Source organism: Roseovarius sp. (assembly GCF_027019125.1).
In the GTDB taxonomy this organism is placed as follows: domain Bacteria; phylum Pseudomonadota; class Alphaproteobacteria; order Rhodobacterales; family Rhodobacteraceae; genus Roseovarius.
Map to the genome: position 1 here is coordinate 90963 of NZ_JALUXE010000033.1, position 25999 is coordinate 116961.

A 25999-nucleotide genomic window follows, 5' to 3' on the forward strand; every position below is an offset into this window, starting at 1 on the left:
CTGCCCTCAACCGGGCAGAATGTCCTCGAACACAAAAGCGGCAATATCGTCGCGCGTCAGCCCCATGGCCGCCAACTCCGAGTCGCTCAGACTCTGAAGATGCGCCACGCTCGCCAGCCTCGATCGAGCCAGCAGATAGCCGTTCATCCCGGCGGCGCGTTCCACCAAGAAAAGATCCAGATCGCGCCGCCAATTGGCGGGCATGAAGCGGGTCGTCAGGTCGGTCTCGGCCATGTGGGTTCCCTTTCCCGGATCGGACAGGTCCCCTCCCAAAAGCTATCATAGCGCGAATCCGGTCGAAAATCGCCCATCCCCGCACGGCCGCCACAGAGTGTTGCCGCATTGCAGCAATCGCACGGACCAAGGACGGGATGCCGTCCGAACCCTTCAACGCCTCACGCAATAGTTAAGTTCAATTACAGTGGATTCATGCAAATGTCCGCGTGGACGACCAACGTGTCTCATGATTTTCAAGGGAGTGAACATAGAATGAAACGCCAGCTTTTCGCCGCCGCGACCCTGATGGCCAGCCTCAGCCTTGCGCAAACCGCACATGCTGCCGAATGTGCCGTCGACGTGGATGACCCCTTCGCGCTCGAGGCCGCCGCGATCGAGGAAATCTACGCCTGCATCAAGGACGAGTTGGTCGCAGGCTACGCAAAAGAGGGCGATGCCGTCGCCAGCGCCTATCGCGACTGGACCGTGTCCTCGACCCGCCCCGCCGTGGCCGGTGCGCATGGCAACCGCCTGCTTTATACCTTCGCCAATGACATCGCCGCCGAGCAATACCTGAAATACGCGACCGAGGGTGTGAGCATGCCCGTGGGCTCTGTTCTGGCCAAGGAAAGCATCACCATCAGCGCCAAGAAAAAGGCCGCCGTGCCCGGCCCGCTCTTTATCATGACCAAGGGCGAACCCGGCAGCGCGCCGGAGACCGCCGATTGGGTCTATGGCGGCATTCAGCCCAACGGCCAGCCGATGAAATTCAAGCAGAGCTTCTGCCATGACTGCCACGTCGCATGGGAGGCACAGGACATGCTGGCCTATCCGCTGGAAGAGGTGCGGCTCGCAAACTGAGCAGCATGCCAGAAAATGCGCCCGGCTCCTCTCAGGGGCCGGGCTTTTGTTTGCAAATCCGTGTCCCCTGGGTCATTAAACCCGAATGACCTTACAGATGCGCGCACTCCTTGTTCACCTCTTTACTGCCACCGGCGCCGTCTTCGCGATGCTCGCGATGCTTGCGGCGGTCGATCACAAATGGGAACTGATGTTTCTCTGGCTGGTGGTGGCCTTTGCGGTGGACGGCATCGACGGGCCGCTCGCGCGCAAATACGATGTGCAGCAATATGCCCCCGAATTTGACGGCGTGCTGCTCGATCTGATCATCGACTATCTCACCTATGTGTTCATCCCGGCCTTTGCGCTGTTCAAATCCGATCTCTTGCCGGGCTGGACAGGCTGGCTCGCCATCATCGTGATCACCTTTGCAAGTGCGATGTATTTCGCCGACACGCGGATGAAAACCAAGGACAATTCCTTTTCCGGCTTTCCCGGATGCTGGAACATGCTGGTGCTGGTGCTCTTCGCGCTTGCTCCGAATTTCTGGATCATCCTCGGATTGGTGGTGGTGCTCGCGGTGGCCATGTTCCTGCCGCTCAAATTCGTGCATCCCGTCCGCACCGAACGCTGGCGCTGGCTGACCCTGCCGATGGCCCTCGCGTGGACGTTCTTTGCCGGATGGGCCGCTTGGGTCCATTTCGATCCGCAAAGCTGGGCGCATTGGGGGCTGGTCGTCACAAGCGTCTACCTGCTCTTCGCAGGGATCGTGCAACAGATTTTCCCGCGCAAGGGTGATCTCGACCGCCTTTAGAACGTGCGGCACCCCATCGAGACCATACCCGTCCCGGGCTTGACCCGGGACCACGCCCAAGCAGCATAGAGACCCCGGCTCGGGGGCCGGGACGCCGTAACCCCGATCAGATGCAACGCCCCTAGAGCGTATCCAGACAATGCCGCCGGAACGCCCGCTTGAGCAGGTCCAATTCCTCGCGCAAGAGCGCCATCTCGGCGCGGATGTCATAGCTCAGCACATCCCCCGCCAAGAGCGCGAAACTGTCCAGAACCTCGCCGCTCCGCCGATCCCGGATGACAAAGGTCTGCACCCCGTCGGCGATCTTCTCCACGGGCACCGGCACCCGCACCACCCAGAGCTTTTCCTCTGGCTTGGCCGTCACCACGACCCCCGCCACCGGCTGCTGCTGATGCGTCACCTCGATCTCGGGCGCGGCCTCGGTCGCGTCCGTCCGCGTCAGCACCCCCTCCCAGACCCCTTCAAAGAGCCGCGTCTTGGTCAATGTCCACTCGTTCATCGCACCCTCCTAGAGCGCCGCGCGCGGGCGACGACTGAACGTCACATCCCGCAACACAAGCTGGCTCATCTGCGGATTCTCGAAGATCAGGTCGATCCACGCCCGCTCCACCCGCTTTTCGTTCAGGTTGGAATAGGCCAGATCGAACTCGACCATGATTTCTTCCGCGTTCAGCGGCAATTCCCGCACGATCTGTTCGGTATTCGGCCCGTGCTTGATGTTGAGCCGGGCAAAGATTTCCAGCGGCTTTTCCAGTTCCACAATCGTGTCCATCCGCAACAAATGCCGCTTGGTCAGCCCGTTCACCGCCTGCTGCGGAAAATCCAGCACCACCGACAGAAACGATCCGTCAAAGGCAAACACATCCATCCGCAAACCATACGGGGCCAGATCCGCCTCGCGACTGTTGCGCAACTGGCGCAAACACAGCTCCGAGCGCGCGCAATCGTGAAACAAAGTCACCTCGCGCCCCAGCATCGACTTGGACCGGACCGAGGCCATGCCGGGCACCGGCAGGGGCTCGCGCCACAACTCCGGCCGCCACGCCCAATCGGTGCCATGCGGACGGGAAAACGAATTCGACCCGATCATCGGCAGGGCCAGCCGGTTATCGGCAATCGAGATCACCTCGTTGAGCGAATACATCAGCTTGCGCGCCCGCGCCCGTGCGCGCCGCAACTCGGCCAAGCCCATCATCGGGGCATTGCGCGCGGTCTGCCGCCAAATGCGCAGGCTGCGGCGATGCGTCAACACGTCCAGTAATTTCATGCAGAGCGCACCCTTGCCAATCTTCGCACGCACGGCCGTGCCGAAATGCTACGTCCCAAATCCTTGCATAGCATTAATTCAAAAGAGGAAACAATCCATCCCAAAGATCAGGAAGAGGGGCTTGCCCCCCGCATCGCCCGCGCCAGGGCTTGCACCAGCGCCAGCCCCTCGGACCCCGACACGCCCTGCCCCTCGGGGCCGTAAACCGCCAGTCCCACCATATGCCCGTTCACGATCATGCCGGCACGCCAATGCACCGGATCACCCCCGGGCAGCACGGCATCGCCACCCTGCATCACCTGCACCACAGCCAGATCGTCCTCGTCCTGCGCCACCCGCACCTCTGCCGGGGCCAGCGCCCGGGCCATGGCCTGCGCATCCGGCGCCTGTCCCGAGGCCGCACGCGGCAGAACCGAAACCGTCATCACCGCCGGATCGGCGTAAACACCGCCGGTCTGCCCGAGGCTGTGACAACTGGCCATCAGCGCAAAACTGCCCGACGCCCCACGCCGCACGCTGGCGGCATCCACGCAATAGCCGCGCGGCCCCGTCACCACCACAGCCCCCTCGTAAAACGCCACCGCCGCCACCGCCTGCGGCTTGCTCGCAGGCGCGGCGAGACAGCCCGCAAGGGCCATCATCCCCAGCCCAAGCAGGGTCCGGCGCGCCATCGCCCGGACCCTGCCCCGCTCAGAGGTCCATATAGACATGCCGCTCGGCAGCCGCGCCGGGATGGGTCACAGCGCCCTTGTAGGTCTCGCCCACCAACTGCGCATATTTCCACAGCGCGCCGCTCGTGTAGATGGTCTCACGCGGGCCTTTCCACGCGTCCTTGCGCTTGGCCAGTTCCTCGTCGCTCAGAGCCACCGACAATTCGCCCTTGATCGCGTCAATGGTGATCACGTCGCCTGTCTCGATCAGGGCAATCGGCCCTCCATGCGCCGCCTCGGGGCCAACGTGACCCACACAGAAGCCGCGCGTGGCCCCCGAGAAACGCCCATCGGTAATCAGCGCCACCTTCTTGCCCATGCCCTGACCGCTCAGCGCCGCCGTGGTCGACAGCATCTCGCGCATGCCGGGGCCGCCCGCCGGACCCTCATTGCGGATGACGATGACCTCGCCCTCCTTGTAGGCGCGCGCCTTGACCGCCTCGAACGCATCCTCTTCGCATTCGAACACGCGCGCCGGGCCGGTAAAGACCTGATGTTCGGGCGCGATGCCCGCCACTTTCACGATCGCGCCGGTCGGGGCCAGATTGCCCTTGAGACCGACAACGCCCCCCGTCTTGGTGATCGGCGTTTCAATCGGATAGATCACCTTGCCATCGGCCTCGCGCTCGATCAGGTCCAGTTCCTCGCCGATGCTGCGCCCGCTCGCGGTCATGCAATCCTCATGGATCAGCCCCGCCTTGCGCAATTCCTTCATCACCACCGGAATACCGCCTGCATCATAAAGGTCCTTGGCCACATAGGCCCCACCCGGTTTCAGATCGACGAAATAGGGCGTGTCGCGGAAGATGTCGCAGACATCCTCAAGAAAGAAATCAATCCCCGCCTCGTGCGCAATCGCAGGCAGGTGCAGACCGGCATTGGTGCTGCCCCCGGTGCAGGCCACGACCCGCGCCGCATTCTGCAAACTCTTGAGCGTCACCACATCGCGCGCCCGGATATTGCGCTCCAGCAGGTGCATCACCGCCCGCCCCGAGGCCTCGGCATATTGATCGCGGCTCTCGTAAGGGGCCGGCATACCCGAAGAGTTCATCAGCGCCAGACCGATCGCCTCGGACACGCAGGCCATGGTGTTGGCCGTGAACTGCCCCCCGCAGGCCCCCGCCGACGGGCAGGCCACCCGCTCCAGCATATCCAGCGCCTTGTCCGACATCTCGGCATTCTGATGCCGCCCGACCGCCTCGAACATATCCTGCACGGTCAGGTCACGGCTGCGGAAATCTTCGGGAATCTCGCTCACCTGCGGCGCCTTGCCCGGCAGGATCGACCCGCCATAAATGAACACCGACGGCACATTCAGCCGCACCATCGCCATCATCATCCCCGGCAGGGATTTGTCACAGCCCGCCAGCCCCACCAGCGCGTCATAGCAATGCCCGCGCATGGTCAACTCCACCGTATCGGCAATCGCCTCCCGGCTCGCGAGGCTCGACCGCATCCCCTCATGCCCCATGGCGATCCCGTCCGTCACGGTGATGGTGGTGAACTCGCGCGGGCTGCCATGCGCCTCTTTCACGCCGCCCTTGACGGCCTGCGCCTGACGGTTCAGCGCGATATTGCACGGGGCCGCCTCGTTCCAGCAGGTCGCCACACCGACGAGCGGCTGATGGATCTCCGTCTCGGTCATGCCCATGGCATAATAATAGGACCGATGCGGCGCGCGCTCGGGCCCTTCGGTCACGTGACGGCTGGGCAGTTTGGCTTTGTCGAACTTGGTCATGAGAGGCCTCCCGGAATTAGCTGGAAATCGGTCTAGGCCAGCGGCGCGGCGGGGGCAAGCCGATTGCAACCCCTCAGCCCTGCCTATAGCTTGCGCGCATGAGATATGACGCCCATGAAATCCTCGTTGGCCCTGCCCGCGCCACGGCCCATCCCGCGCGCCTTCTGGCAGGCATCGCCCTTGGCGTGCCGGTATTTGTGGCGCTGAGCTTTGGCTATGCCGCCCTCTTGCCGCGCCTCTTCGGACCCGAGGCTTGGGCGCAGATCGCGCCCGGCATCGAAACCGCCTCCAACCCCCAAGGCGTGTTGATCAACCTCTTCGTGTTCGGCCTCTTGATCGTGGCCTTGGGCCTCACCCTGCGCATCGTCCACCGGCGCGGCCTATCTGGCATCATCGGCCCCCGTGCCCTTGCCCTGCGCCAATTCACCCGCGCAATGGGGGTCATGCTGCTGCTTTACGGTGTTCTGCTCTTTCTGCCCATGCCCGACGGGCTGGAACCGGTTGCCAACCTGCCCGCCGCGCAATGGCTGATGCTTCTGCCGCTCGCGCTGACCGGCCTCTTTCTTCAGGTCTTTGCCGAGGAACTGGTGTTTCGCGGCTATCTCCAGAGCCAGCTTGCCGCGCGCTTTGCATCGCCTCTTGTATGGATGGTGCTGCCCTCTCTCGGCTTTGCGGTGCTGCATTACGATCCGGTCAGTTTTGGCACGAATGCCTGGGTCGTGGTCGCCTGGGCTGCGGCCTTTGGCCTTGCCGCCGCAGACCTCACCGCCCGCTCTGGCACCCTTGGCCCCGCCACGGCGCTGCATTTCATCAACAATTTCAGCGCCATCATGATCGCCGCCCCACGCGGGCAGTTCGACGGGATGGCGCTTTATGCCTATCCCTTCACCGTGGACAATTCCGAGGCGCTCTGGGCGATGATGCCGCTCGACCTGCTGATCCTCGTCTGCGGCTGGCTCGCCATTCGCCTCAGCTTGCGCCGCTGATTGCATTTCGCCCGCGCCCCGCTTATGTGATGGCGCAATCGTCACCAGAGGGACCGGACCCGATGAACTGGATCACCAATTACGTGCGCCCCCGGATCAACTCGATCTTCTCGCGCCGCGAAATCCCCGAGAACCTCTGGTCCAAATGCGACGAGTGCGGCACCATGCTGTTTCACCGCGAACTCTCGGGCAATCTCAACGTCTGCACCAATTGCGGCCACCACATGAGCATCACGCCGCGCGCCCGGTTCGCGGCGCTCTTTGACGGCGGCATCTTCTCCGAGGTCGAGGTTCCCGCGCCCACCCCCGACCCGCTGCAATTCCGCGACCAGAAGAAATATCCCGACCGCCTGCGCGCCGCCCAGAAACAGACCGGCGAGAAAGAGGCGATGCTCGTCGCCACCGGCGAGATGGGCCGCACGCCCATCGTGGCCGCCGCCCAGGACTTCAGCTTCATGGCCGGCTCCATGGGCATGTATGTCGGCAACGCCATCATCGCGGCGGCAGAAACCGCCGTCAAACTCAAGCGCCCCCTCATCCTCTTCTCGGCCGCAGGCGGCGCGCGGATGCAAGAGGGCATCCTGAGCCTGATGCAAATGCCCCGCACCACCGTCGCGGTGCAGATGCTCAAAGAGGCAAACCTGCCCTATATCGTGGTGCTGACCCATCCCACCACCGGCGGTGTGACGGCCTCCTATGCCATGCTGGGCGATGTCCAGATTGCCGAACCGGGCGCGCTCATCTGCTTTGCCGGGCCGCGCGTCATCGAACAGACCATCCGCGAAAAACTGCCCGAGGGCTTTCAGCGCGCCGAATACCTGCTGGATCACGGCATGCTCGACCGCGTGACGCCCCGCACCCAGATGCGCGACGAATTGATTACCATCACCCGCATGTTGATGGGCCTGCCCCCCGCGATCAAGGGCGACCTGCCCGCCCCCGGACCCGAGGCACAACCGCAGCAGGACGCCACCAAAAAATGACCGCCCCCACATCCGACGCCATCCTTGCCCGGATGATGGCGCTGCACCCCAAGATCATCGACCTCACGCTCGATCGCGTCTGGCGCTTGCTCGAGGCCTTGGGCAATCCGCAAAACGACCTGCCCCCGGTGATCCATATCGCGGGCACCAACGGCAAGGGCAGCACTCAGGCGATGATCCGCGCCGGGCTCGAAGCGGCGGGCAAGACGGTCCACGCCTATACCTCGCCCCACCTTGCGCGCTTTCACGAACGCATCCGCCTTGCAGGCGAGTTGATCACCGAAGAGCACCTGACCGCCATTCTCGATGAATGCTACGCCGCCAACGGCAGCGACCCGATCACCTATTTCGAGATCACCACCTGCGCGGCACTTCTGGCCATGGCCCGGACACCTGCGGATTACACCCTGCTCGAGGTGGGTCTTGGCGGACGGCTGGACGCGACCAACGTGATCGACCAGCCGGCGCTGACGGTCATCACCCCGATTTCCATCGACCATGAACAATATCTGGGCGACACGCTGGCCAAGATCGCGGGCGAAAAGGCCGGGATCATCAAACGCCGCGTGCCCTGCGTCGTCGGCCCGCAACCCGACGAGGCCTTGGCCGTGATCGAATCCGTCGCCGCCCGCCACGGCGCGCCCCTGCTGGCGCATGGCCAGCACTGGCACGCCACGCAGGACCGCGGCCGCCTGATCTATCAGGATGAAACCGGCCTTCTCGACCTGCCCCTGCCCAACCTGCCCGGCGCGCATCAGATCGAGAACGCAGGTGCCGCCCTCACCGCGCTGCGCCACCTCCAGATGGGCGAGGCCGCCTATGAGGCCGCCGTCACCCGCGCCTTCTGGCCCGCGCGGATGCAACGCCTGCAAACCGGCCCGCTGATTGATGCGGCCCCCGGGGCCGAGGTCTGGCTCGACGGTGGCCACAACCCCGCCGCGGGCGAGGCGCTCGCCCGGCATCTGGCCACCCTGCCCGCGCGCCCGACCTATCTCGTCTGCGGCATGCTCAACACCAAGGACATCGCGGGCTATCTCACGCCGCTGGCCGCCCATGCCACGGCCCTCACCGCCCTGTCGATCCCCGGCGAGGCCAACACCCTGCCCGCCGATGTAACGGCCGACGCCGCGCGCGCGGCGGGCCTGCCCGCCACCACCGCCGAGAGCGCCCTTGCCGCTATCACCGAGATCGTCGCAACCTGCCCCGAGGCACGGATTCTGATCTGTGGCTCCCTCTACCTTGCAGGGGGAATCCTGCGCGAGAACGGATAGGCCGTCTTGGGGATAGGCCTGCGGGCCAAACACACGCAAAAGGCTTACAAAATTCATGTACGAACCTTACAGATTGTAAGGTTGCCCGGCGGCTCGGACGCGGCCGCAGAAAACGGCGCATTTACCGGCTTTCCGGGCATTTTCATGCCATTTCCGAATCACTCCATATTGACGAAATCGTGAAATTCAGACTAAATGTAGGCAATAAAATCCGGCCTCACTGCCCGCCGGATCGCATAATCGTCGAGGGGGAGAGAGCCGTGCCAAACCGTGACACTGGCGATGCAGCAACTGCGGTTGCCTGTGCCCCTGCCCCGGCCGCATATTCCCAAAGCGTTGATTATTACGAGGTTTTCTTATGTTGCGTGCAACACTGATCGCGGCGGGATTTGTCGCCATAACGCTTGCCTTGATCCTGCTTCAGCCGGGAAAATCGCCGTCCATGGCTGATCTGCCCCCCGTGAATGGCACCGAAGTCACCCGCATAGCGCCCGACCTTTCAACGCTCAGCGCAGCCGCGCCCGCGACCGATCCCTTGGTGAACAGCGCGCTCGTTGCCACGTTGCCCGCCCTCCCCGCGGCCCCTGCCCCTGCGCAACCGCAGACGGCCATGCCGGTTGATGCGGCACTGGAAACCATGGTGCTGGGCGCGCTGCAGCAGGGGCAGTCCGAGGGCTATATCGACGCGCTGGTGAATGACGCCGCAAGAAAGGGCAAGGTCGAGGTGCCCCACGGTCTCGTGACCGCCGAAGGCCGGGTTGATACAGCGCTTCTTCTCAGCGCCCTGTCGCAGCCCGCCCGCCCCCGTATACCCACCACCTATACCGTGGCTACGGGCGACAGTTTGGCGTCGATTGCGTATCGCTTTTACGGCGACTTCGCGCGTCAGGCTGACATCCTCGCCGCCAATGCCGACACGATGCAGCCCACGGATCGCCTGCGCGTAGGTCAGGTGCTCAATCTTCCAACCCCCTGACTTTACGGGGCTTTCCAGTTACGATGGCAGGAATGATCGAGGGGCCGAACCAACGGCCCCCTTTCATTTCATGGGGGCATTGCTCAGCCGCGCCCATCCTTGGGCGACCCCATCACAACGTACGAAGTGATCGCATTGACCTGCGGCAGCGTACCCAAAACATCGGTGTGAAACCGTTTGTAGGCCGCCAGATCGGCCACTTCGACCCGCAGGATATATTCCACCGCTCCGGTGATGTTGTGGCATTCCACCACCTCTGGCGCACGGCTCATCGCCTGCTCAAAGGCCACCTGACTGGCCTTGGTATGGCTGTTGAGGCCAACCGTGACATAGGCCAGAAACCCGATCCCAAGCGCGCCCCGATCCAGCACCGCGCGATAGCCCGCAATGACCCCCCGGCGCTCCAGATCCTGCACCCGCCGCAGACAGGCAGAGGGCGACAGCCCCACCTTTTCCGCAAGCTCCAGATTGCTGATCCGGCCATCGCGGGTTAACTCATGCAATATACGGTCGCCGATCTTGTCCATGGATCAATTTTATTGCACTGAAACCTTAGATTTGCAACAGAACGCAATTTCACGGCGGGTTTCATCGCATATGGTTGCGACATGACACTCGATTTGCTCACCGCCCTCGCCACTTTTGCCTTTGTCACGGTCATGACTCCGGGGCCAAACAACCTCATGCTCATGGCGTCGGGTACGAATTTCGGTTTTACCCGCTCGATTCCCCATATGTTGGGGATCGGGTTGGGCTTTCCGCTAATGGTGGCCTGCGTGGGCCTTGGCGTGATGCAGGTGTTCGACCTATGGCCGCTCAGCTACACCCTGCTCAAGATCGGTTCCGTCGCCTACCTCGTCTATCTCGCCTGGAAAATCGCCAACGCCGCCCCGCCTCGCGATGCGGAAGCGTCCGGTAAGCCATTGACTTTCCTGCAATCTGCGGCGTTTCAATGGGTCAATCCCAAGGCGTGGAGCATGGCGCTTTCGGCCATCACCCTCTATGCGACAGGCCGTGATCTGGCCTCGGTCCTCTGGGTCGCAGGCGTATATGTTGTGGTCTCAAGCATCAGCACCACAAGCTGGACCCTGCTTGGCCAACAACTCCGCCGCCTGCTCAAGAACCAAACCCGGCTGCGCATTTTCAACTGGCTCATGGCCGCCCTTCTGATTGCAACCCTGATCCCGGTCCTGTGGCCCTCCTGACCCGGTTGTGATTGCAAATCATCGCTCTTGCAGCCATATAACGCCACGGCAACCGTGGAGACCTGAGCGCAATGACCAACTACCTCGACTTCGAAAAGCCTCTGGCCGAGATTGAAGGCAAGGCCGAGGAACTGCGTGCGATTGCCCGCGGCAACGCCGAAATGAATGTCGAGGCAGAGGCCGCCGCGCTCGATGCCAAGGCCGCCGAGATGTTGCGCGATCTCTACAAGTCCTTGACCCCATGGCGAAAATGCCAGGTCGCGCGCCACCCCGACCGCCCGCATTGCCGCGACTATATCGAGGCATTGTTTTCCGAATACACCCCCCTCGCCGGCGACCGCGCCTTTGGCGAGGATCACGCCATCATGGGCGGTCTTGCCCGGATCAACGGGCGCCCCGTGATGGTGATCGGCCATGAAAAGGGCAATGATACCAAGAGCCGGATCGCCCGCAATTTCGGCATGGCCCGCCCCGAAGGCTATCGCAAGGCCGTGCGCCTGATGCAGATGGCCGACCGCTTTGGCCTGCCGGTCGTGACGCTGGTAGACACGCCCGGCGCCTATCCCGGCAAGGGGGCAGAGGAACGCGGTCAGAGCGAGGCGATCGCCCGCGCGACCGAAACCTGCCTTGCCATCGGCGTGCCGCTGGTGTCGGTCATTATCGGCGAAGGTGGCTCTGGCGGGGCCGTGGCCTTTGCGTCTGCCAACCGCGTGGCGATGCTGGAACACTCTGTTTATTCGGTGATTTCGCCCGAAGGCTGCGCTTCGATCCTGTGGAAGGATTCCGAAAAGATGCGCGAGGCCGCCGAGGCGCTGCGCCTCACCGCGCAGGATCTGACCCGGCTTGGTGTCGCGGACCGGGTGATTGACGAACCATTGGGCGGCGCACATCGCGACCCAGCCCGCACCATCGCCGCAGTCGGCAAGACGATCGAGGCGATGCTGAGCGAATTGTCGAAAAAGGATCGCGCCGCCCTGATCAAGGACCGGCGCGAGAAATTTCTTCGCATGGGAACCAAAGGGCTCGCGGCCTGAGCCGCGAGCACGGATGTCTCAGTTCAAGCGGCGTCGCGACGATTGGCCTTGAGCCGCGCGTTCACTGTGTCCACGATCCCCGCGAATTCCGACGACTCGATGCCCTGCTGTTCGGCGATGAGCTTCACGAGCATATCCACGCGTTCGATGCGGTCCGCCCCGCCTTCAATCGCGCGCGCGGCCGAGGACGGCTTGAGCAAGCCATTGGCGGCACTGGCATATTTGGCGAACGGAACGGCATCGTCGGCCTCTGCACCCAACCGGCGCACAACCTCGTCAACGGTGCTGTAGATCTTTTCCGACAGCGCCACATCGCCATGCACCGCTTCTTTGATCGGGCGCGCGCCCTCGGGCAGGACACAGCGGTAATTGCCGGTAAGCAGCATGCTCCATTTGGCAAAGGGAACATAGATCGAGTCGAACACGCGCAGCTTGACCGGCACGTCCTTGCCATCGACCGTCACCGCATCAATCGCCGCCTCCAGATCACGCAGGATGCGGTTGTGGGCCTCATCCTCGAAAATCGCCGCCTTGAAATTGGTGGGCAGGCCGACATGCAGCGTATTGGCGCCATCCTCGGCCACACGATACGCCTGCGGGTCGGGGCTGCAGAGCGTGACTGTGCCGGGCTTGAACGCGGCCCATGCACCCGGGCAGGTATAGGCCGCCTCAAGCTTCGACGTATCGAGGCCCGGCACCCGACGCAGATAGGGCAACGGCGGCATGTTCATGATCGAGAGGCACGGCGTGCCCGCCGCGGCAATGCGCCCCAAGAGGTCGACGATATTCTGGGCACAATACTGCGGCTCTGACATGGCAAGCGCCACCATGTCGTAATCGGCGGGATTCACATCCTCGGGTGCCAGAGCGTTGAGCGTGCCAGGCAGGTCATGCGAGCGGAACGAACGATGCTCTGCCTCGTCGCGCAGCTTGATGCGCACATCGGTGCCCTCGGAGTTGATGAGATCAGCCGTGGACTGGCGGCAGACAAGCGTCACATCCTGCCCGGCCATCAAAAGCTTGGTGCCAAGAAGAGAGCCGTAAGAGGCCCCAAGGATTACGATGCGATATGCCATGACAGTCCTTTCGAAAGAATCTTGCGCGTGTTTTGGTGCCCCTAGTTATATAGGAGCGCGCCGATTTCACTACGAAATTAATGTCAATGTGTGTATGGTAAACATTACAAAGAAAAATTCTGTAATATTGTAAGGTTTCGCATGGCAAAGACGCTCATCGGCCCCCGGCTGCGCCAGTTGCGGCGCGAGCGGGGGCAAACCCAGGCCGACATGGCCCGCAAGCTGGACGTGAGCCCGTCCTATATCAACCTGCTGGAAAACAACCAACGCAGCCTGTCGGTTCAGATGCTGATGTCTATCGCCGACGCCTATGCTGTCGATTGGCGAGACCTGACCCGGGACGAAACCGCGCGCCGGGTGGCGGACCTGCGCCATGCGGTGCGCGATCCGGTCTTTGCCTCCGATCGCCCGGATCTTCAGGAATTACGCGGAGCGGTCGATCACGCCCCCCGGTTGGTCGATCTTTTTCTGGAATTGCACGGGGCCTATCGCACGGCACTGGAAAAGATCCTGAGCCTTGCTGGCGAAAACGCCGCCGATGAGCTCTTGCGCAGCTCACCCGAGACAGTGATCCACAACTTCTTTCGCGACCACGAGAACCATTTCCCGGAATTGGAACGCGCCGCCGAAAGCGCACGCGACGGGGAATTCAGCTCGCCCGAGGATCGCTATTTCGACCTGAGAGAGAGGCTGCGGACGCGGCACGGCATCAGCGTGCGCATTCGGCGGATCGGAGAATTGGGCGATGCGCTGCGTTATTATGACGAAGCCACAGGTGTCGTGCACCTGTCGCAGGCGCTGGACACCTCAAATCGCGCCTTTCAATTGGCCCATGTGCTGTGTCTTGTGGCCTATCCTGACGTGCTGTCGGGGATCGTGAACCGCAGCGGGCTGGGGTCGCAACATGCCCTGGCGCGCCTCCGGGTGGAGCTGGCCAATTACTTTGCCGCTGCATTTTTGATGCCTTACAACGCGTTCTTGCGCGAAGCCGAGGCCGCAGCCTATGACATTGACCGCGTTGCCGCCGTATTCAGCACCTCGTTCGAACAGGTGTGTCAGCGCCTGACCACCCTGCAACGCGAGGGCGCGCGTGGCGTGCCGTTCTTTTTCCTGCGTATCGACAAGGCCGGGAACGTCACCAAGAGATTCAATTCCACCTCGTTTCACCTTGCGGAATACGGCGGATCCTGCCCGGTCTGGAACATTCATACGGCGTTTTACCAACCCGGCGTGATGATGCCGCAGTTCGTCGAAATGCCCGATGGCGCGCGTTATTTCACGGTGAGCCGCACGGTGCATCGCCCGGTTTTCAGCGAGGAAACACAGGATCGCCGCCTGACACTTGCCTTGGGCTGCGAGGCGAAATTTGCGCATCGCCTGCGCTATGCCTCGAGTTACAATTTCGACGACCCCAAGCTCTACGCGCCTATCGGCCTTAACTGCAATCTCTGCCCACGGCAGGCCTGTTCGCAGCGCGCGCATCAGCCCCTGTTGATGGAATTGCCGATTGACGAGAACCGGCGCGGCAGCACGCGATATGAAAGCTGAAAGGGGGGCCGACCGGCCCCCCTCTCCATTTTCTCTGATCTGCGGGCGTTATTCCGCAGGCTTGGCCCGGCGCGGCCGCAGATACTTCAATGCGGGCATCAGGATCAGAATGATCGCCACGATCATGATCGGCGCCGAAATCGGGCGGCTGAAGAAGATCGACGGATCGCCAGAGGACAGCAGCAGCGATTGGCGCAGCGTCGGTTCGGCAATCGGGCCAAGCACGATGGCCAGCACCGCGGGGGCCACCGGATAGTCGAACTTGCGCAGGAAGAACGCGCCAAAGCCGAAGATCAGCAGCAACCAGATGTCGAACATATCCTGCATGGCCGCATAGCCACCGACCACCGAGAGCACGAAGATCAGCGGTGCCAGCACCGTGAAGGGCATGCGCAGCATCCAGATAAAGAGCGGGATGAAGGCAAGATTCACGACCACGGCGAAGAAGTTGGACACGTAGAACGATCCGATCAGACCCCAGACGAAATCCGACTGTTCCACGAACAGGCGCGGGCCAGGGGTAAGCCCCCAAATCACCATGCCGCCAAGCAGGATTGCCGTGGTGGGCGAGCCGGGGATACCCAAGGTCAGCATCGGCAACATGGAACCCGTCGAAGCCGAGTTGTTGGCTGCTTCCGGTGCCGCGACACCGCCGACATGTCCCTTGCCGAAATCATCGGGACGCTTCGAGATCATCTTGGAGACGCCATAAGACATGAGCGAGGCGGGTGTGGCCCCGGCGGCGGGCAGAACCCCGACGAAGAAGCCAAGGAACGAGCCGATGGACATGCCCTTCCAGCCCCGCTTGAAGGTGGTGCCGGTATCCTCGACGATGCCTTTGACAGAGATCTTTGCGTCACTCTTGCTGATCTCTCCCCGCGTGCTTTCGATCGTCCAGATCATTTCGCCGATGCCATAGACACCGATGGCCAGCACAAGGAAGCTGATCCCGCCGAGGAAGCCGTTGAGATCAAAGAGCACGAGACGCGGTGCACCGGAAATCTGGTCGAACCCGACGGTGGCCAGCACCAGACCGAAGCAGATCGAGAACACCGTCTTTGGGATGTCATCGCCACCCAGACCGACAAACGTCGCGAATGCAAGGAGCATCAGTGCAAAGATTTCAGGCGGTCCAAAGCTCAGCGCGACCGTGGCCAGCAGGGGCGCAAAGCCGGTAAAGAGCACGTTGGACACGGTGCCGCCGACAAAGGATGCAATTGCTGCGGCCACGAGGGCCAGGCGTGCCTTGCCCTGCATGGCAAGCGGCCTGCCGTCAAAGGTCGTGGCCACCGCTGTTGACGCGCCGGGAATGCCGAGGGTGATTGATGAAATCGCCCCGCCATACATGGCGCCATAGTAGATCGCGGCCAGAAAGATGATCGCGGAGCCGGGCGGCACCAGAAAGGTGATCGGCAAAAGGATCGCCACCCCATTGACAGATCCCAGCCCCGGCATAGCTCCGATAAAGAGACCAAGCGTGACCCCGATCAGGATAAGCAAAAGGTTAAGAGGTTGGATGGCGACCAGCATGCCGTCGCCGAGCAGAGATAGAATTTCCATGGCTTTTTGGCCCTTATGTCAGCAAGGTCGTGACTGGCTCAGTAGATGATGTCGTACAGGACATTGAATACCGGCTCGGTGAAACTCATCCCAGTCGGCATGGTGATCTGCATCAGACCCTCGAAGAAAAAGAACAGTCCGAGGGGAAAGACGAGAACCATTGGCAAGGTCAGGGTCCAACTATGGCGACCCAGGACCTTGAGGTAATACAGCATGAAGACCGCAACCGCCCCATACATGGAGAGGATGTCGACCAAGGCGACGAACCCGACAATCCCACCACCTACGAGAAGCAGGGTCTTGCGACCGAAATCGTCGAGCACCGGCTCGTCCGATTGCGAGGCCGGAGAGAGGCCCCGAATTGCGTTGAGCGCGATGAACCCGGTCGAGATCAGCATGCCCAGCGAGAGCCAGAATGGCCAGAAGCCGCCTTGTGGTCCGGTCCCGGCGACGAACCCGATGCCGTTCGCCGTTGCCTTGTACATCAGATAGATGGAGAGGAGGGCCAGCACGCCCGCCGTCACTATTTCGCCAACCCGCATGGCCAGCCCTCCCGTTTGTTGATTTCAGTTAAGGTTACTTCATGCCTTCAAGAAGCTTGGTGTGGTTCTCGACCTGAAGCTGCCAGTAGGCGCGCTGCTCGTCGGCATTCATCCAAAGCGGCGAGAGCGATTCAGCTTCGAGGTAACCCTGCCACTCTTCCGAGTTGAAGATGTCTTCAAAGAGCTTCTGGTAATAGGCTGCGGCTTCATCCGACATGCCCGGCGCGCCGACAACGGCCCGCTGGTTGTAGTAGCTGAAGTCGTGGCCCTTTTCCTTGAGCGTCGGAATGCCCGGATAGGCGCTCATCTGCTCGTCCGAGAAGACCAGGAGCGGACGCACGTCACCCGACTGGAAGAAACCGCGCGCTTCGGCGGGGTTGTTCACAGTGGCCATGATCTGCTTGCCTGCCAGAGCCGCCGCAACCGCGCCGCCACCGTCAAAGGGGATGTACTTGGTCTTGAGGTCGTAGGCCCCGTTCACATAGGCAAAGACGATGCTGTCTTCCTGGCCCGTGCCGGTGCCGCCGGTGACATACTCACCATTCGCCGCCTTGACCGCGTCGACCCACTGCTCGAAGGTCTCGATACCGCTGTCCTTGTGAACCCAGAGCGCGAAGGGGTCGACGCCCATCATCGCAATCGGGGTGAAGGTCTGGATGTCGATACCCAGATCCGGCTGACGGATCGGTGTCGAGAAGAACGAGTTGAGCGTCACCAGAATGGTGTGATCGGGATCATTGGTGGTGTTGAGCCAGATCAGCGCCTCTGCACCAGAGCCGCCGCCCTTGTTGTTGGGGATCAGAGGACGGTTCGTCATGTCCTTCTTCTCGGCCACCGACTGAATAAAGCGGGCGATCTGGTCTGCACCGCCGCCAGGACCTGCCATGATGACAAAGTCGATGGGCTTGCGCGGCTGCCATTCAGCCATTGCCGCAGGGGCCGAAAGCCCGAGCGCGGCGATGCCGATTGCTAACGTCTTCAGAATATTCATGTCTTCCTCCCGTTGATGGCCTGTCAATTTGGCCAGATGCGTTAGAGGTCCTGACAGCCCTTGACCCTCCTCGGTCATGTTTTGCGGGCTTATCCGAACCAGATTTCAGTTTGCTGTCGTCCTCCTTAATCTGTCCACAAGTTTTCCGTCCCTCGTGCTCGCGGCCTCAATGCACCATGACGACGGGGATTTTCGCCTCTGCGACAATCGTCGCGGAATTGCCGCCCAAAAGCGATTCCCGTTCATAACTCTCGTGGTAAGCACCCATAATCAGCATGTTTGCCCCCACTTCGGTGCATTTGTCCAAAAGCGTCCGGCCTACGTTTCCGGTGCGCTCAAAGGAATTGATCTGCGATGTAATCCCGCGCTGCGCGAGGTAATGGCGGAACTCTTCGGGCGTGGCGGTGTGTTCGATTCGCCCTGCCGTCAGGATCGTCACCTGATCCGCGCCCTCGATCAGAGGCATCGCCATCGCCACCGCGCGCGACGCCTCGAGCGAGCCGTTCCAGCCAATCGCCACATGGCTGCCGATGTCGGGAGATACCTGATCGGTATCGGGGCAGACCAGCACCGGACGCCCCGACGTGAAGAGCGCCGATTTCAGCGTGTTGTAGCCCAGGTTCTCTTCCCGGCTCGGCTTGGCCACGCAGATCAGATCAGCCAGCCGCCCGTAATGGCGCACGACCTCAACCTGCTTGCCTTCGTATTCGCGGAAGGCCGCGGTAGGCTTGCCGATGGCGCGCGGCTCGACGCTGATGCCGTGACGCTTGGCATCTTCAAGGAACTTGTCGCGCATATAGCCCTGTTCGTAATCTGCCCGCTTCTTGCTGGCCTCTTCCAACTGCGCGCGCAGGAAAGCGGGGATCACCACGCCATAGGGCATCATGTCTTCGGCCTTGGGGTGACAGTGCACCACCCGCACATGGGCGTCGTAGCGCTTGGCGAGGGCTGCGGCATGGGCGAAGAGGATCGGCCCCCGCCCGTCTTCGCGAACCGGCATCATGATGGTGTGAAGTGTGCTCTTGCCCATGATCAATAGAACCCGTTGGGAACGCCTGCGGCGTTGGTGGATGGGAATCGCGCCGGAGAGCTTTGGCAGGCAACCGGCGCGGTCGCGAAGGTGCAGTATGTCAGACCTTGACCCGGTGGGCGACCGACGAACTGCCGATGCCCTCTGTTGGCTTGGGATTGGTCAAGGTGTGCCATCATGCGCTCCCATTGCTCTGGTGTATCAGCCTCCGAGGGTGGCCCCCGGCGCAAGCCCGACCGATGCGGCCCATTCGGCAGCGGGCATCTTGGCACCGCCTGCCGGACGAACCCTCTTGATCAGGACACGCCCGCCTACACATTGCACCGAGACACCTGCATCAGAAACCTCGCGTACGCGGCCCGATATGCCGTCCCCCGGCACGAGCGCGCAGTCATAGACATCGACCTCGGCCCCGTTCAGCGTGGTCCAGGCCCCCGGTGCCGGATTGGTACCCCGAATGAGATCGTAGACCTGTTTGACCGGACGATGCCATTCGATGCGTGCGTGAGTGCGGGTGCAGCGGCGCTCGTAGGTCGCTTGGCTCTCGTCCGGAACGATGCGCGGCGGATTGCCCGCGCGGAAGAGATCGCAGACCGTCAACACGCTATCGACCGCATGCGGATAGATCTTCTTGAAGTAGAGGTCGATCACCGTGTCATCAGGGCCGATCTCGCATTCCCACTGCAGGAGGCTGTCGCCCTCGTCGAGGCCATCCGTAGGGTAAAACCAGGAGTAGCCCGATTTCGTCGACCCCATGATGATCGGCCAATTGACCGCAGAGGGACCGCGATGCAGTGGCAGCAGGGAGGGATGAAAGCAGATCGAGCCATGGGTCGGCGTATCGCGCGCGGCCTCGGGCACAAAGACGTTGACGAAGGCCATCACCATCAGATCGGCCTTATGTCCCGCCAGCACCTCGAGCGAGGCGGGATCATCGAAATTTGCGGGCTGATGGACCGGCAGGCCCTTTTCCAGCGCGAGTTCCTTGATCGGATCGACGGGTTTGCCGTCCTTGTCAGGTTCACAATAGACCGCGACGACTTCGTCTGTCCCGGTGTCGAGCAACTTGGCCAGCACATCTTTGCCAAAGGCCTGTTGCCCCATCACTATCAGTCGCATTCTCTCCTCCCGTTGTGCGGTTGGCCGGTCTGCGCCGGCCTTGCCGTCACCTTTGTTTATTCGGCGGCTTGCTTGGCCGTACCCACGGCGCCGGATTCCATGATCCGGGCCAGATCCTCGCTGGAGTAGCCCAGCACGTCGCGCAGGATTTCTTCGGTGTGCTCACCCAAGAGCGGCGAACGTGTCACCTCGACCGGGCTGTCGCTCAGCTTGATCGGGCATCCCACCGAGGTATAGCGACCGCGCGTCGGGTGATCGACCTCGACGATGGTGCCGGTCTTGCGCAGCCCTTCATCCTCCATGATTTCCTTGGTGGACAGGATCGGACCAACGGGGATGTCATGCGGGTTGCAGATATCCATGACCTCGAACTTGGTCTTGGTCATCGTCCATTGTTCGATCCGTTCGAAGATCGCATCGAGCTTGTCCAAGCGTTCGGCCGGGGTCGCATAGCCGGGGGCGGTTTTCCAATCCGGCTCGCCGATCACGTCGCAAACCTTTTCCCAGACGGCAGCCTGCGTGATGAAATAGGTATAGGCGTTGGGGTCGGTTTCCCAGCCCTTGCACTTGAGGATGCGGCCCGGCTGACCGCCGCCCGAGTCGTTGCCCGCGCGCGGCGTCGAGTCGCCAAAGGGAATGCCCGCCCCGTATTGCGAGTATTCGGTGAGCGGTCCTGCCGCCAGGCGCTGCTGATCGCGCAGCTTGACGCGGCAGAGGTTGATCACCCCGTCCTGCATCGGTGCCAGCACCTTTTGCCCACGGCCAGAACGCTCGCGTTGATAGAGCGCGGTGACGATGCCAAGCGCGAGATGAAGGCCCGTGCCGCTATCGCCGATCTGCGCGCCGGTCACGAGCGGCGGACCATCCAGAAAGCCGGTGGTCGAGGCCGCACCACCCGCGCATTGCGCGACGTTCTCGTAGACCTTGCAATCCTCATACTTGCCGGGGCCAAACCCCTTGACCGAAGCCATGATGATGCGCGGGTTGATTTCCTGAATCCGCTCCCAGCTAAAGCCCATCCGGTCCAAGGCACCCGGTGCGAAATTCTCGACCAGCACGTCGCAGGTTTCGATCAGGCGCGTCAGCACCTCCTTGCCGGCTTCGTTCTTGGGGTTGAGCTCGATCGAGCGCTTGTTGTGGTTGAGCATCGTGAAATAGAGGCTGTCCGCGCCAGGCACATCCACGAGTTGCTTGCGGGTGGCGTCGCCCACACCGGGACGCTCCACCTTGATCACATCCGCGCCAAACCACGCCAAGAGTTGCGTGCAGGTCGGGCCCGATTGCACATGGGTAAAGTCGAGGATCTTGACGCCTTCAAGAGCTTTCATAGGGTTCTCCATCTTCTGAGCTGCGTGGGCTGGTTGCCCACGCCCCAGTTTCGTTCTGTGTTCAGTCTTTGCGCGCCTGCGGATAGAGGCGCTGCGCCACCACCGATTGCGGGTTGAGGTTGCCGATATTGCCGCTTTCCCTGCCCGCTGCCGGGTCAATGATTGCGTTGATGAGCGTGGGCTTGCCACTCTCAAGAGCCTCGTAAACGGCCTTGCGCAGCTCATCCGGCGAGCGGGCGATGACACCCACGCCGCCAAAGGCCTCGATCATCATGTCATACCGCGAGCCCTTGACAAAAACCGTGGTCGCAGGATCGTCGCCGCCGCCCCAGTTCTCGCCATCCCCGCGATAGATACCGTCATTGTTGAAGACGACCGTGCAAATGGGCAGGTTGTAGCGGCACACGGTCTCGATCTCCATGCCGCAGAACCCGAAGGCGCTGTCGCCCTCGACCGCCAGCACGCGCTTGCCGGTCTCGATGGCGGCCGCGATGGCCGATCCCATGCCGATCCCCATCACCCCCCAGGTGCCAACGTCGATCCGGTGGCGCGGCTTGTGAATGTTCACGATCGAGCGGCACTGATCGAGCGTATTGGCCCCCTCGTTGACGAGGATGGTGTCGGGATGGTCGTTGATCGCATCCTTTATGACGCCAAGCGCCCCGTGATAATCCATCGGATCGTTGTTGTTGCGCAGCTTGGTCTCCATCTTGGCCATATTGGCCGTGGCCTTGGCGTTCACCGCGTCGAGCCAATCCTTGGGCGGTGCGATCCCGGCCCCGTCCATCGCCTTGAGCAGCGCCTCGCAGCAGGAACCGACATCGCCCACGATGGGGGCTGCGATCTCGACGTTCGAGTCCATTTCCTCGGCCTCGATGTCCATCTGGACAAAGCGCTTGGCCCCCGGTTCGCCCCACTGCTTGCCCTTGCCGTGACTGAGCAGCCAGTTGATCCGGGCCCCCATCATGATGACCACATCCGAGTCCTTGAGCACCATCGAGCGCGCGGCCGCGGCACATTGCGGGTGCGTATCGGGCAAGAGCCCCTTGGCCATCGACATCGGCAGGAACGGATAGCCGGATTTCTCGACCAGCTCGCGGATCAGATCGTCGGACTGGTCATAGGCCGCGCCCTTGCCGATCACGATCAGCGGGCGCTTGGCCCCTTTCATCACCTCGATGGCACGATCAATCGCCGATTTCGCGGGGATCTGCCGTTGTGCAGGCTCGATCACCTTGACGAGCGAGCGTGCGCCCTCGGCTGCATCCATCACCTGCCCCAGCATCGCGCCGGGAATGTCGAGATAAACCCCACCGGGCCGCCCGGAGATGGCCGAGCGGATGGCGCGGGCCACGGCGATGCCGATGTCCTGCGCATAGGTCAGCCGGTATGCCGCCTTGCAGAACGGCTTGGCCATGGCCAACTGGTCCATCTCTTCGTAGTCACCCTGCGCCAGGTCGACGATTTCACGCTCTGACGAGCCGGAAATCAGGATCATCGGCCAGCAGTTCGTGGTGGCATTGGCCAGAGCCGTCAGCCCGTTAATGAAACCGGGGGCCGAGACGGTCATGCACACGCCGGGCATCTTGGTCAGGAAGCCCGCCACCGAGGCCGCATAGCCCGCATGCTGCTCGTGGCGGAAGGAAATCACCCGCATCCCCTGCGCTTGCGCATAGCGGCCCAGGTCCGTGATCGGAATGCCGGGGACGTTGTAGATGGTCTCAATACCGTTGAGTTTGAGTGCATCAATCAGCAGGTGGAACCCATCGGTGAGATTCTCGATATCCCCTTCAGGTGCCTTGCTATGTGCTGCGTGTGCGCTGGCGACTGCCATGGTTTCCCTCCCGTTTCAAATCTATCTCACCCCGCCTATGCTGTCGGGTATGAGTATGCTGTCATCCTGTGTTGGCCGCGGCGTTGCGGGTCAATTCGAGCCTGCCCCAAGTCTTGCGGATATGCTGATGCAACTGCATCGTATGCTCGCGCACCCGTTCGGCGGCCTCATCGGCATCGCGACGCTCCAGCGCCTCGATGATTTCGGCGTGATCGACGACCGACCGCTTGACGCGATCCCCCTCCCACATCGACCGCAGCCGCACCGCCTGAATGTGCAGAAACAATCCTTCCGCCATGCTCTTGAGCAAACCACAATGCGAAATCTCGAGGATATGCATGTGGAATTTCAGATTGTCGTCGGAGTATTCAGCAATCCGCGTTGCCGACAACTCGTCATTGTATTTGGAAGCTATCTTGCGCAGCGTCGCGATTTCGCTGTCGCTCGCGCTGTCTACCGCGAGCCGCGCCGCCATGCTCTCGAGCGCCGCCCAAGCCACGATCATCTCGAGGATTTCCTCAAGGCTCTTGCGCTGCACATAGACGCCCTTACGCGGAACCACCGTCACCAGCCCATCCGCCTCGAGCCGCGCAATCGCATCCCGCAGGGGTGTGCGCGAGATGTTCAGCTGCTCAGCCAGCGACCGCTCATCCAACCGCAGGTCGGCATTCTGGTCGTAGATGTCCATCTCCAGGATCGCCTCACGCAAACGGTCATAGACATGATCCTTGAGCGTGAATTTCGACGCGATCGGGCGTAGCTTCATGTCATCCCTCCAATGCGCCCGCGCCCTGTGGCGCCCGTGCTCATTTCGTTGGTATACCATAGACCAGCATATCAGACCGGGCAAATCGTTTTTTCAAAATTCGTCGCCGCACGTGCAGCATGACGTCAACCGATCGCCATCGACAGCCTTGTTATTCAAGCACAATTTCGATTCGGAAGATCGGCGCGCTCAATCCGCCACCCACACCAACAAATTCGGATTTAAATAATTGTTTTATAATACTTTTTATGGATTTACGGAACAACTCTCAGGCCGAGCAGAGCCGCACCGAATCGCCACATGCATGTTGCAACGCGGCATTTCATCTCGCCTGTATGATGCACTTTTACGCCACCCGGCGCATCGCCTTGAAACTTGCGGGCGGGGCCTGAAATTTGCCGGGTTGATGGTAAAAATCAACTGTGGTATTTGGAATACCAGTGGAATTAATACCACATTGCAAACAGCATCAGGGGGACGATCATGCTTATCCGTGCGGCCGACAGCGTGCTCGTGATCATCGACATGCAGGAGCGCCTCGTCCCCGCCATGCAGGCCCCCGCACGCACGATTCGCAATGCCCGCACCCTGATGGCCTGCGCACATGAAATGGGTGTGCCCGTGGTAATGACCGAGCAGTATCCCGCCGGTCTTGGACAGACCGTGCCCGATCTCAAGCCGGCGCCAGACACCGTGGTCCTGAGCAAAATGCATTTTTCCTGCATGGAAGACGGCGATTTCGCGGCGCATTTCCGGGGATTGGGGCGCAAGCAGGCGGTGCTGGCCGGCATGGAGGCGCATGTTTGCGTCTTGCAAACGGCGGCCAGTCTGATCGAAGAGGGCTATGAAGTCTTTGTCGTATCAGACGCCACCGCCTCGCGCACGCTCGAGAGCGAACGGGCCTGCATTGCCCGGCTCAGCGCCGCGGGCGCAGGCATCGCCACAACCGAAATGGTCGTATTCGAATGGTTGGGCCGGGCGGGAACCCCGGCCTTTAAGAGACTATTGCCACTGATCAAATGACGGCCCCGGTCGTTGCACTTAAGGGAGGAAGAGTGTGAACATCCATGAATATCAGGCAAAGGCCCTGTTGCGCAGTTACGGCGCGCCGGTCAGCGAAGGCCGCGTCGTTCTGCGCGGCGAAGAGGCCAAGACCGCCGCAGGCGCGCTCGACGGCCCCGTTTGGGTGGTCAAGGCGCAGATCCACGCCGGTGGCCGCGGCAAGGGCAAGTTCAAGGAGGCAGGCGCCGGTGACAAGGGCGGCGTGCGCATCGCCAAGTCGGTGAATGAGGCCGCCGAGGAAGCCAAGCGCATGCTTGGTCGCACACTCGTCACGCATCAGACCGGCCCCGAAGGCAAGCAGGTCAACCGCATCTATATCGAAAACGGCTCAAGCATCGCGCGCGAGCTGTATCTCGCCCTGCTGATTGACCGGCAAACCAGCCGGATCAGCTTTGTCTGCTCGACCGAGGGCGGCATGGACATCGAGGAAGTCGCCGCCGAAACGCCTGAGAAGATCCTAAGCTTCGCCGTCGATCCCGCCACCGGCTACATGCCCTACCACGGGCGACGCATTGCCTTTGCGCTTGGCTTGACCGGCGGACAAGTGAAGCAATGCGTGTCGCTCATGGGCCTTCTCTATCGCGCCTTTGTCGAAAAGGACATGGAGATGCTCGAGATCAACCCCTTGATTGTCACCACCGACGGCAACCTCATGGTCCTTGATGCCAAGCTTGGTTTTGACGGCAACGCGGTCTACCGCCATGCCGATATTGCAGAACTGCGCGACACCTCGGAAGAAGACCCCAAGGAACTCGAGGCCTCGAAATACGACCTCAACTATATCGCGCTGGATGGCGAGATCGGCTGCATGGTCAATGGCGCGGGCCTGGCGATGGCCACGATGGACATCATCAAGCTCTACGGGGCGGAGCCCGCCAACTTCCTCGACGTGGGCGGTGGGGCGACCAAGGAAAAGGTCACCGAGGCCTTCAAGATCATCACCTCCGATCCGCAAGTGAAGGGCATCCTCGTCAATATCTTCGGCGGCATCATGCGCTGCGATGTGATCGCCGAGGGCGTGGTGGCGGCGGTCAAGGAGGTCGGCCTCAAGGTGCCGCTCGTGGTCCGTCTCGAAGGCACCAATGTCGAGAAGGGCAAGGAGA

General features: G+C 61.9%; 26 protein-coding genes. 11 read left to right on the plus strand and 15 right to left on the minus strand.

The window, feature by feature from the left end:
- Window positions 1-6 precede the first annotated feature (6 nt).
- Complete coding sequence (locus MVC20_RS16205; protein WP_297543261.1) at window positions 7-234, minus strand: DUF1127 domain-containing protein; 228 nt, start codon at window positions 232-234, stop codon at window positions 7-9.
- A 255-nt stretch (window positions 235-489) separates the two neighbouring features.
- Between MVC20_RS16205 and MVC20_RS16210 the strand changes: the two genes are divergently transcribed.
- On the plus strand, window positions 490-1077 hold the full coding sequence (locus MVC20_RS16210; RefSeq protein WP_297543262.1) for a cytochrome P460 family protein: 588 nt from the start codon (window positions 490-492) through the stop codon (window positions 1075-1077).
- A gap of 85 nt (window positions 1078-1162) precedes the next feature.
- Window positions 1163-1870 (plus strand): CDP-alcohol phosphatidyltransferase family protein, encoded by a 708-nt coding sequence (locus tag MVC20_RS16215; protein WP_297543264.1) that lies wholly within the window; start codon window positions 1163-1165, stop codon window positions 1868-1870.
- Between the two features lie 121 nt (window positions 1871-1991).
- Here MVC20_RS16215 and MVC20_RS16220 read toward each other — a convergent pair whose 3' ends face one another.
- The 4 genes from MVC20_RS16220 to ilvD form a co-directional block, all read right to left on the minus strand.
- Window positions 1992-2369 carry a hypothetical protein gene (locus MVC20_RS16220; RefSeq protein WP_297543266.1) on the minus strand — a complete coding sequence of 126 codons (378 nt, stop codon included), beginning with the start codon at window positions 2367-2369 and terminating at the stop codon, window positions 1992-1994.
- 9 nt (window positions 2370-2378) lie between these two features.
- Window positions 2379-3137: a DUF6478 family protein gene (locus MVC20_RS16225; RefSeq protein WP_297543269.1), complete on the minus strand. Its 759-nt coding sequence runs from the start codon at window positions 3135-3137 to the stop codon at window positions 2379-2381.
- 107 nt (window positions 3138-3244) lie between these two features.
- Window positions 3245-3808 (minus strand): hypothetical protein, encoded by a 564-nt coding sequence (locus tag MVC20_RS16230; protein ID WP_297543271.1) that lies wholly within the window; start codon window positions 3806-3808, stop codon window positions 3245-3247.
- Between the two features lie 19 nt (window positions 3809-3827).
- A complete protein-coding gene (gene ilvD, locus MVC20_RS16235) occupies window positions 3828-5585 on the minus strand; it encodes a dihydroxy-acid dehydratase (protein WP_297543273.1) in 1758 nt (585 codons plus the stop codon).
- A 98-nt stretch (window positions 5586-5683) separates the two neighbouring features.
- On the opposite strand from ilvD, the gene MVC20_RS16240 reads away from it, so the two are divergent.
- The 4 genes from MVC20_RS16240 (at window position 5684) to MVC20_RS16255 (ending at window position 9801) form a co-directional block, all read left to right on the plus strand.
- The gene (locus tag MVC20_RS16240) at window positions 5684-6571 is read left to right on the plus strand and encodes a CPBP family intramembrane glutamic endopeptidase (RefSeq protein WP_297543275.1); all 888 of its coding nucleotides are present in this window, start codon (window positions 5684-5686) and stop codon (window positions 6569-6571) included.
- Window positions 6572-6633: 62 nt separating this feature from the next.
- Window positions 6634-7554 (plus strand): acetyl-CoA carboxylase, carboxyltransferase subunit beta, encoded by a 921-nt coding sequence (accD, locus tag MVC20_RS16245; RefSeq protein ID WP_297543277.1) that lies wholly within the window; start codon window positions 6634-6636, stop codon window positions 7552-7554.
- Window positions 7551-8825: a folylpolyglutamate synthase/dihydrofolate synthase family protein gene (locus tag MVC20_RS16250; RefSeq protein ID WP_297543279.1), complete on the plus strand. Its 1275-nt coding sequence runs from the start codon at window positions 7551-7553 to the stop codon at window positions 8823-8825. The genes accD and MVC20_RS16250 overlap by 4 nt, the downstream gene beginning before the upstream one ends.
- Before the next feature lie 358 nt (window positions 8826-9183).
- Window positions 9184-9801: a LysM domain-containing protein gene (locus tag MVC20_RS16255; protein ID WP_297543281.1), complete on the plus strand. Its 618-nt coding sequence runs from the start codon at window positions 9184-9186 to the stop codon at window positions 9799-9801.
- An 83-nt stretch (window positions 9802-9884) separates the two neighbouring features.
- Here MVC20_RS16255 and MVC20_RS16260 read toward each other — a convergent pair whose 3' ends face one another.
- Window positions 9885-10328: an Lrp/AsnC family transcriptional regulator gene (locus MVC20_RS16260; RefSeq protein ID WP_297543282.1), complete on the minus strand. Its 444-nt coding sequence runs from the start codon at window positions 10326-10328 to the stop codon at window positions 9885-9887.
- An 81-nt stretch (window positions 10329-10409) separates the two neighbouring features.
- Here MVC20_RS16260 and MVC20_RS16265 point away from each other — a divergent pair, with 81 nt between their 5' ends.
- Both MVC20_RS16265 and MVC20_RS16270 read left to right on the plus strand, forming a co-directional pair.
- Complete coding sequence (locus MVC20_RS16265) at window positions 10410-11006, plus strand: LysE family translocator (RefSeq protein WP_297543284.1); 597 nt, start codon at window positions 10410-10412, stop codon at window positions 11004-11006.
- Between the two features lie 71 nt (window positions 11007-11077).
- A complete protein-coding gene (locus MVC20_RS16270) occupies window positions 11078-12040 on the plus strand; it encodes an acetyl-CoA carboxylase carboxyltransferase subunit alpha (RefSeq protein WP_297543286.1) in 963 nt (320 codons plus the stop codon).
- 23 nt (window positions 12041-12063) lie between these two features.
- On the opposite strand, the gene MVC20_RS16275 is transcribed toward MVC20_RS16270, so the two are convergent.
- A complete protein-coding gene (locus MVC20_RS16275) occupies window positions 12064-13116 on the minus strand; it encodes a hypothetical protein (protein WP_297543287.1) in 1053 nt (350 codons plus the stop codon).
- A 141-nt stretch (window positions 13117-13257) separates the two neighbouring features.
- Between MVC20_RS16275 and MVC20_RS16280 the strand changes: the two genes are divergently transcribed.
- Window positions 13258-14664, plus strand: coding sequence for an XRE family transcriptional regulator (locus tag MVC20_RS16280; RefSeq protein ID WP_297543289.1), 1407 nt, complete (start codon window positions 13258-13260; stop codon window positions 14662-14664).
- A gap of 48 nt (window positions 14665-14712) precedes the next feature.
- Here the strand turns inward: MVC20_RS16280 and MVC20_RS16285 are convergent, their stop codons facing one another.
- The 8 genes from MVC20_RS16285 to MVC20_RS16320 form a co-directional block, all read right to left on the minus strand.
- On the minus strand, window positions 14713-16224 hold the full coding sequence (locus MVC20_RS16285; protein WP_297543291.1) for a tripartite tricarboxylate transporter permease: 1512 nt from the start codon (window positions 16222-16224) through the stop codon (window positions 14713-14715).
- A 38-nt stretch (window positions 16225-16262) separates the two neighbouring features.
- The gene (locus MVC20_RS16290) at window positions 16263-16766 is read right to left on the minus strand and encodes a tripartite tricarboxylate transporter TctB family protein (RefSeq protein WP_297543293.1); all 504 of its coding nucleotides are present in this window, start codon (window positions 16764-16766) and stop codon (window positions 16263-16265) included.
- 34 nt (window positions 16767-16800) lie between these two features.
- On the minus strand, window positions 16801-17757 hold the full coding sequence (locus MVC20_RS16295; RefSeq protein WP_297543295.1) for a tripartite tricarboxylate transporter substrate-binding protein: 957 nt from the start codon (window positions 17755-17757) through the stop codon (window positions 16801-16803).
- Window positions 17758-17923: 166 nt separating this feature from the next.
- Window positions 17924-18757 carry a universal stress protein gene (locus tag MVC20_RS16300; protein WP_297543297.1) on the minus strand — a complete coding sequence of 278 codons (834 nt, stop codon included), beginning with the start codon at window positions 18755-18757 and terminating at the stop codon, window positions 17924-17926.
- A 231-nt stretch (window positions 18758-18988) separates the two neighbouring features.
- Window positions 18989-19906, minus strand: coding sequence for a methionyl-tRNA formyltransferase (locus tag MVC20_RS16305; protein ID WP_297543299.1), 918 nt, complete (start codon window positions 19904-19906; stop codon window positions 18989-18991).
- A gap of 56 nt (window positions 19907-19962) precedes the next feature.
- Entirely contained in the window at window positions 19963-21234 is a 1272-nt protein-coding gene (gene frc, locus MVC20_RS16310) for a formyl-CoA transferase (protein WP_297543301.1), read from the minus strand.
- A gap of 61 nt (window positions 21235-21295) precedes the next feature.
- A complete protein-coding gene (oxc, locus tag MVC20_RS16315; RefSeq protein ID WP_297543303.1) occupies window positions 21296-23068 on the minus strand; it encodes an oxalyl-CoA decarboxylase in 1773 nt (590 codons plus the stop codon).
- A 61-nt stretch (window positions 23069-23129) separates the two neighbouring features.
- The gene (locus tag MVC20_RS16320) at window positions 23130-23834 is read right to left on the minus strand and encodes a GntR family transcriptional regulator (protein ID WP_297543305.1); all 705 of its coding nucleotides are present in this window, start codon (window positions 23832-23834) and stop codon (window positions 23130-23132) included.
- A gap of 483 nt (window positions 23835-24317) precedes the next feature.
- Between MVC20_RS16320 and MVC20_RS16325 the strand changes: the two genes are divergently transcribed.
- Window positions 24318-24857, plus strand: coding sequence for a hydrolase (locus MVC20_RS16325; RefSeq protein WP_297543307.1), 540 nt, complete (start codon window positions 24318-24320; stop codon window positions 24855-24857).
- A gap of 34 nt (window positions 24858-24891) precedes the next feature.
- Window positions 24892-25999, plus strand: a 1108-nt coding sequence (gene sucC / locus MVC20_RS16330) for an ADP-forming succinate--CoA ligase subunit beta (protein ID WP_297543309.1), incomplete at its 3' end; no start/stop codon positions are given.

Coding starts and splice junctions, on each gene's coding strand:
- MVC20_RS16205 (WP_297543261.1), bottom strand. CDS start 234: ATGGCCGAGACCGACCTGACGACCCGCTTCATGCCCGCCAATTGGCGG.
- MVC20_RS16210 (WP_297543262.1), top strand. CDS start 490: ATGAAACGCCAGCTTTTCGCCGCCGCGACCCTGATGGCCAGCCTCAGC.
- MVC20_RS16215 (WP_297543264.1), top strand. CDS start 1,163: ATGACCTTACAGATGCGCGCACTCCTTGTTCACCTCTTTACTGCCACC.
- MVC20_RS16220 (WP_297543266.1), bottom strand. CDS start 2,369: ATGAACGAGTGGACATTGACCAAGACGCGGCTCTTTGAAGGGGTCTGG.
- MVC20_RS16225 (WP_297543269.1), bottom strand. CDS start 3,137: ATGAAATTACTGGACGTGTTGACGCATCGCCGCAGCCTGCGCATTTGG.
- MVC20_RS16230 (WP_297543271.1), bottom strand. CDS start 3,808: ATGGCGCGCCGGACCCTGCTTGGGCTGGGGATGATGGCCCTTGCGGGC.
- ilvD (WP_297543273.1), bottom strand. CDS start 5,585: ATGACCAAGTTCGACAAAGCCAAACTGCCCAGCCGTCACGTGACCGAA.
- MVC20_RS16240 (WP_297543275.1), top strand. CDS start 5,684: ATGAGATATGACGCCCATGAAATCCTCGTTGGCCCTGCCCGCGCCACG.
- accD (WP_297543277.1), top strand. CDS start 6,634: ATGAACTGGATCACCAATTACGTGCGCCCCCGGATCAACTCGATCTTC.
- MVC20_RS16250 (WP_297543279.1), top strand. CDS start 7,551: ATGACCGCCCCCACATCCGACGCCATCCTTGCCCGGATGATGGCGCTG.
- MVC20_RS16255 (WP_297543281.1), top strand. CDS start 9,184: ATGTTGCGTGCAACACTGATCGCGGCGGGATTTGTCGCCATAACGCTT.
- MVC20_RS16260 (WP_297543282.1), bottom strand. CDS start 10,328: ATGGACAAGATCGGCGACCGTATATTGCATGAGTTAACCCGCGATGGC.
- MVC20_RS16265 (WP_297543284.1), top strand. CDS start 10,410: ATGACACTCGATTTGCTCACCGCCCTCGCCACTTTTGCCTTTGTCACG.
- MVC20_RS16270 (WP_297543286.1), top strand. CDS start 11,078: ATGACCAACTACCTCGACTTCGAAAAGCCTCTGGCCGAGATTGAAGGC.
- MVC20_RS16275 (WP_297543287.1), bottom strand. CDS start 13,116: ATGGCATATCGCATCGTAATCCTTGGGGCCTCTTACGGCTCTCTTCTT.
- MVC20_RS16280 (WP_297543289.1), top strand. CDS start 13,258: ATGGCAAAGACGCTCATCGGCCCCCGGCTGCGCCAGTTGCGGCGCGAG.
- MVC20_RS16285 (WP_297543291.1), bottom strand. CDS start 16,224: ATGGAAATTCTATCTCTGCTCGGCGACGGCATGCTGGTCGCCATCCAA.
- MVC20_RS16290 (WP_297543293.1), bottom strand. CDS start 16,766: ATGCGGGTTGGCGAAATAGTGACGGCGGGCGTGCTGGCCCTCCTCTCC.
- MVC20_RS16295 (WP_297543295.1), bottom strand. CDS start 17,757: ATGAATATTCTGAAGACGTTAGCAATCGGCATCGCCGCGCTCGGGCTT.
- MVC20_RS16300 (WP_297543297.1), bottom strand. CDS start 18,757: ATGCCGGTTCGCGAAGACGGGCGGGGGCCGATCCTCTTCGCCCATGCC.
- MVC20_RS16305 (WP_297543299.1), bottom strand. CDS start 19,906: ATGCGACTGATAGTGATGGGGCAACAGGCCTTTGGCAAAGATGTGCTG.
- frc (WP_297543301.1), bottom strand. CDS start 21,234: ATGAAAGCTCTTGAAGGCGTCAAGATCCTCGACTTTACCCATGTGCAA.
- oxc (WP_297543303.1), bottom strand. CDS start 23,068: ATGGCAGTCGCCAGCGCACACGCAGCACATAGCAAGGCACCTGAAGGG.
- MVC20_RS16320 (WP_297543305.1), bottom strand. CDS start 23,834: ATGAAGCTACGCCCGATCGCGTCGAAATTCACGCTCAAGGATCATGTC.
- MVC20_RS16325 (WP_297543307.1), top strand. CDS start 24,318: ATGCTTATCCGTGCGGCCGACAGCGTGCTCGTGATCATCGACATGCAG.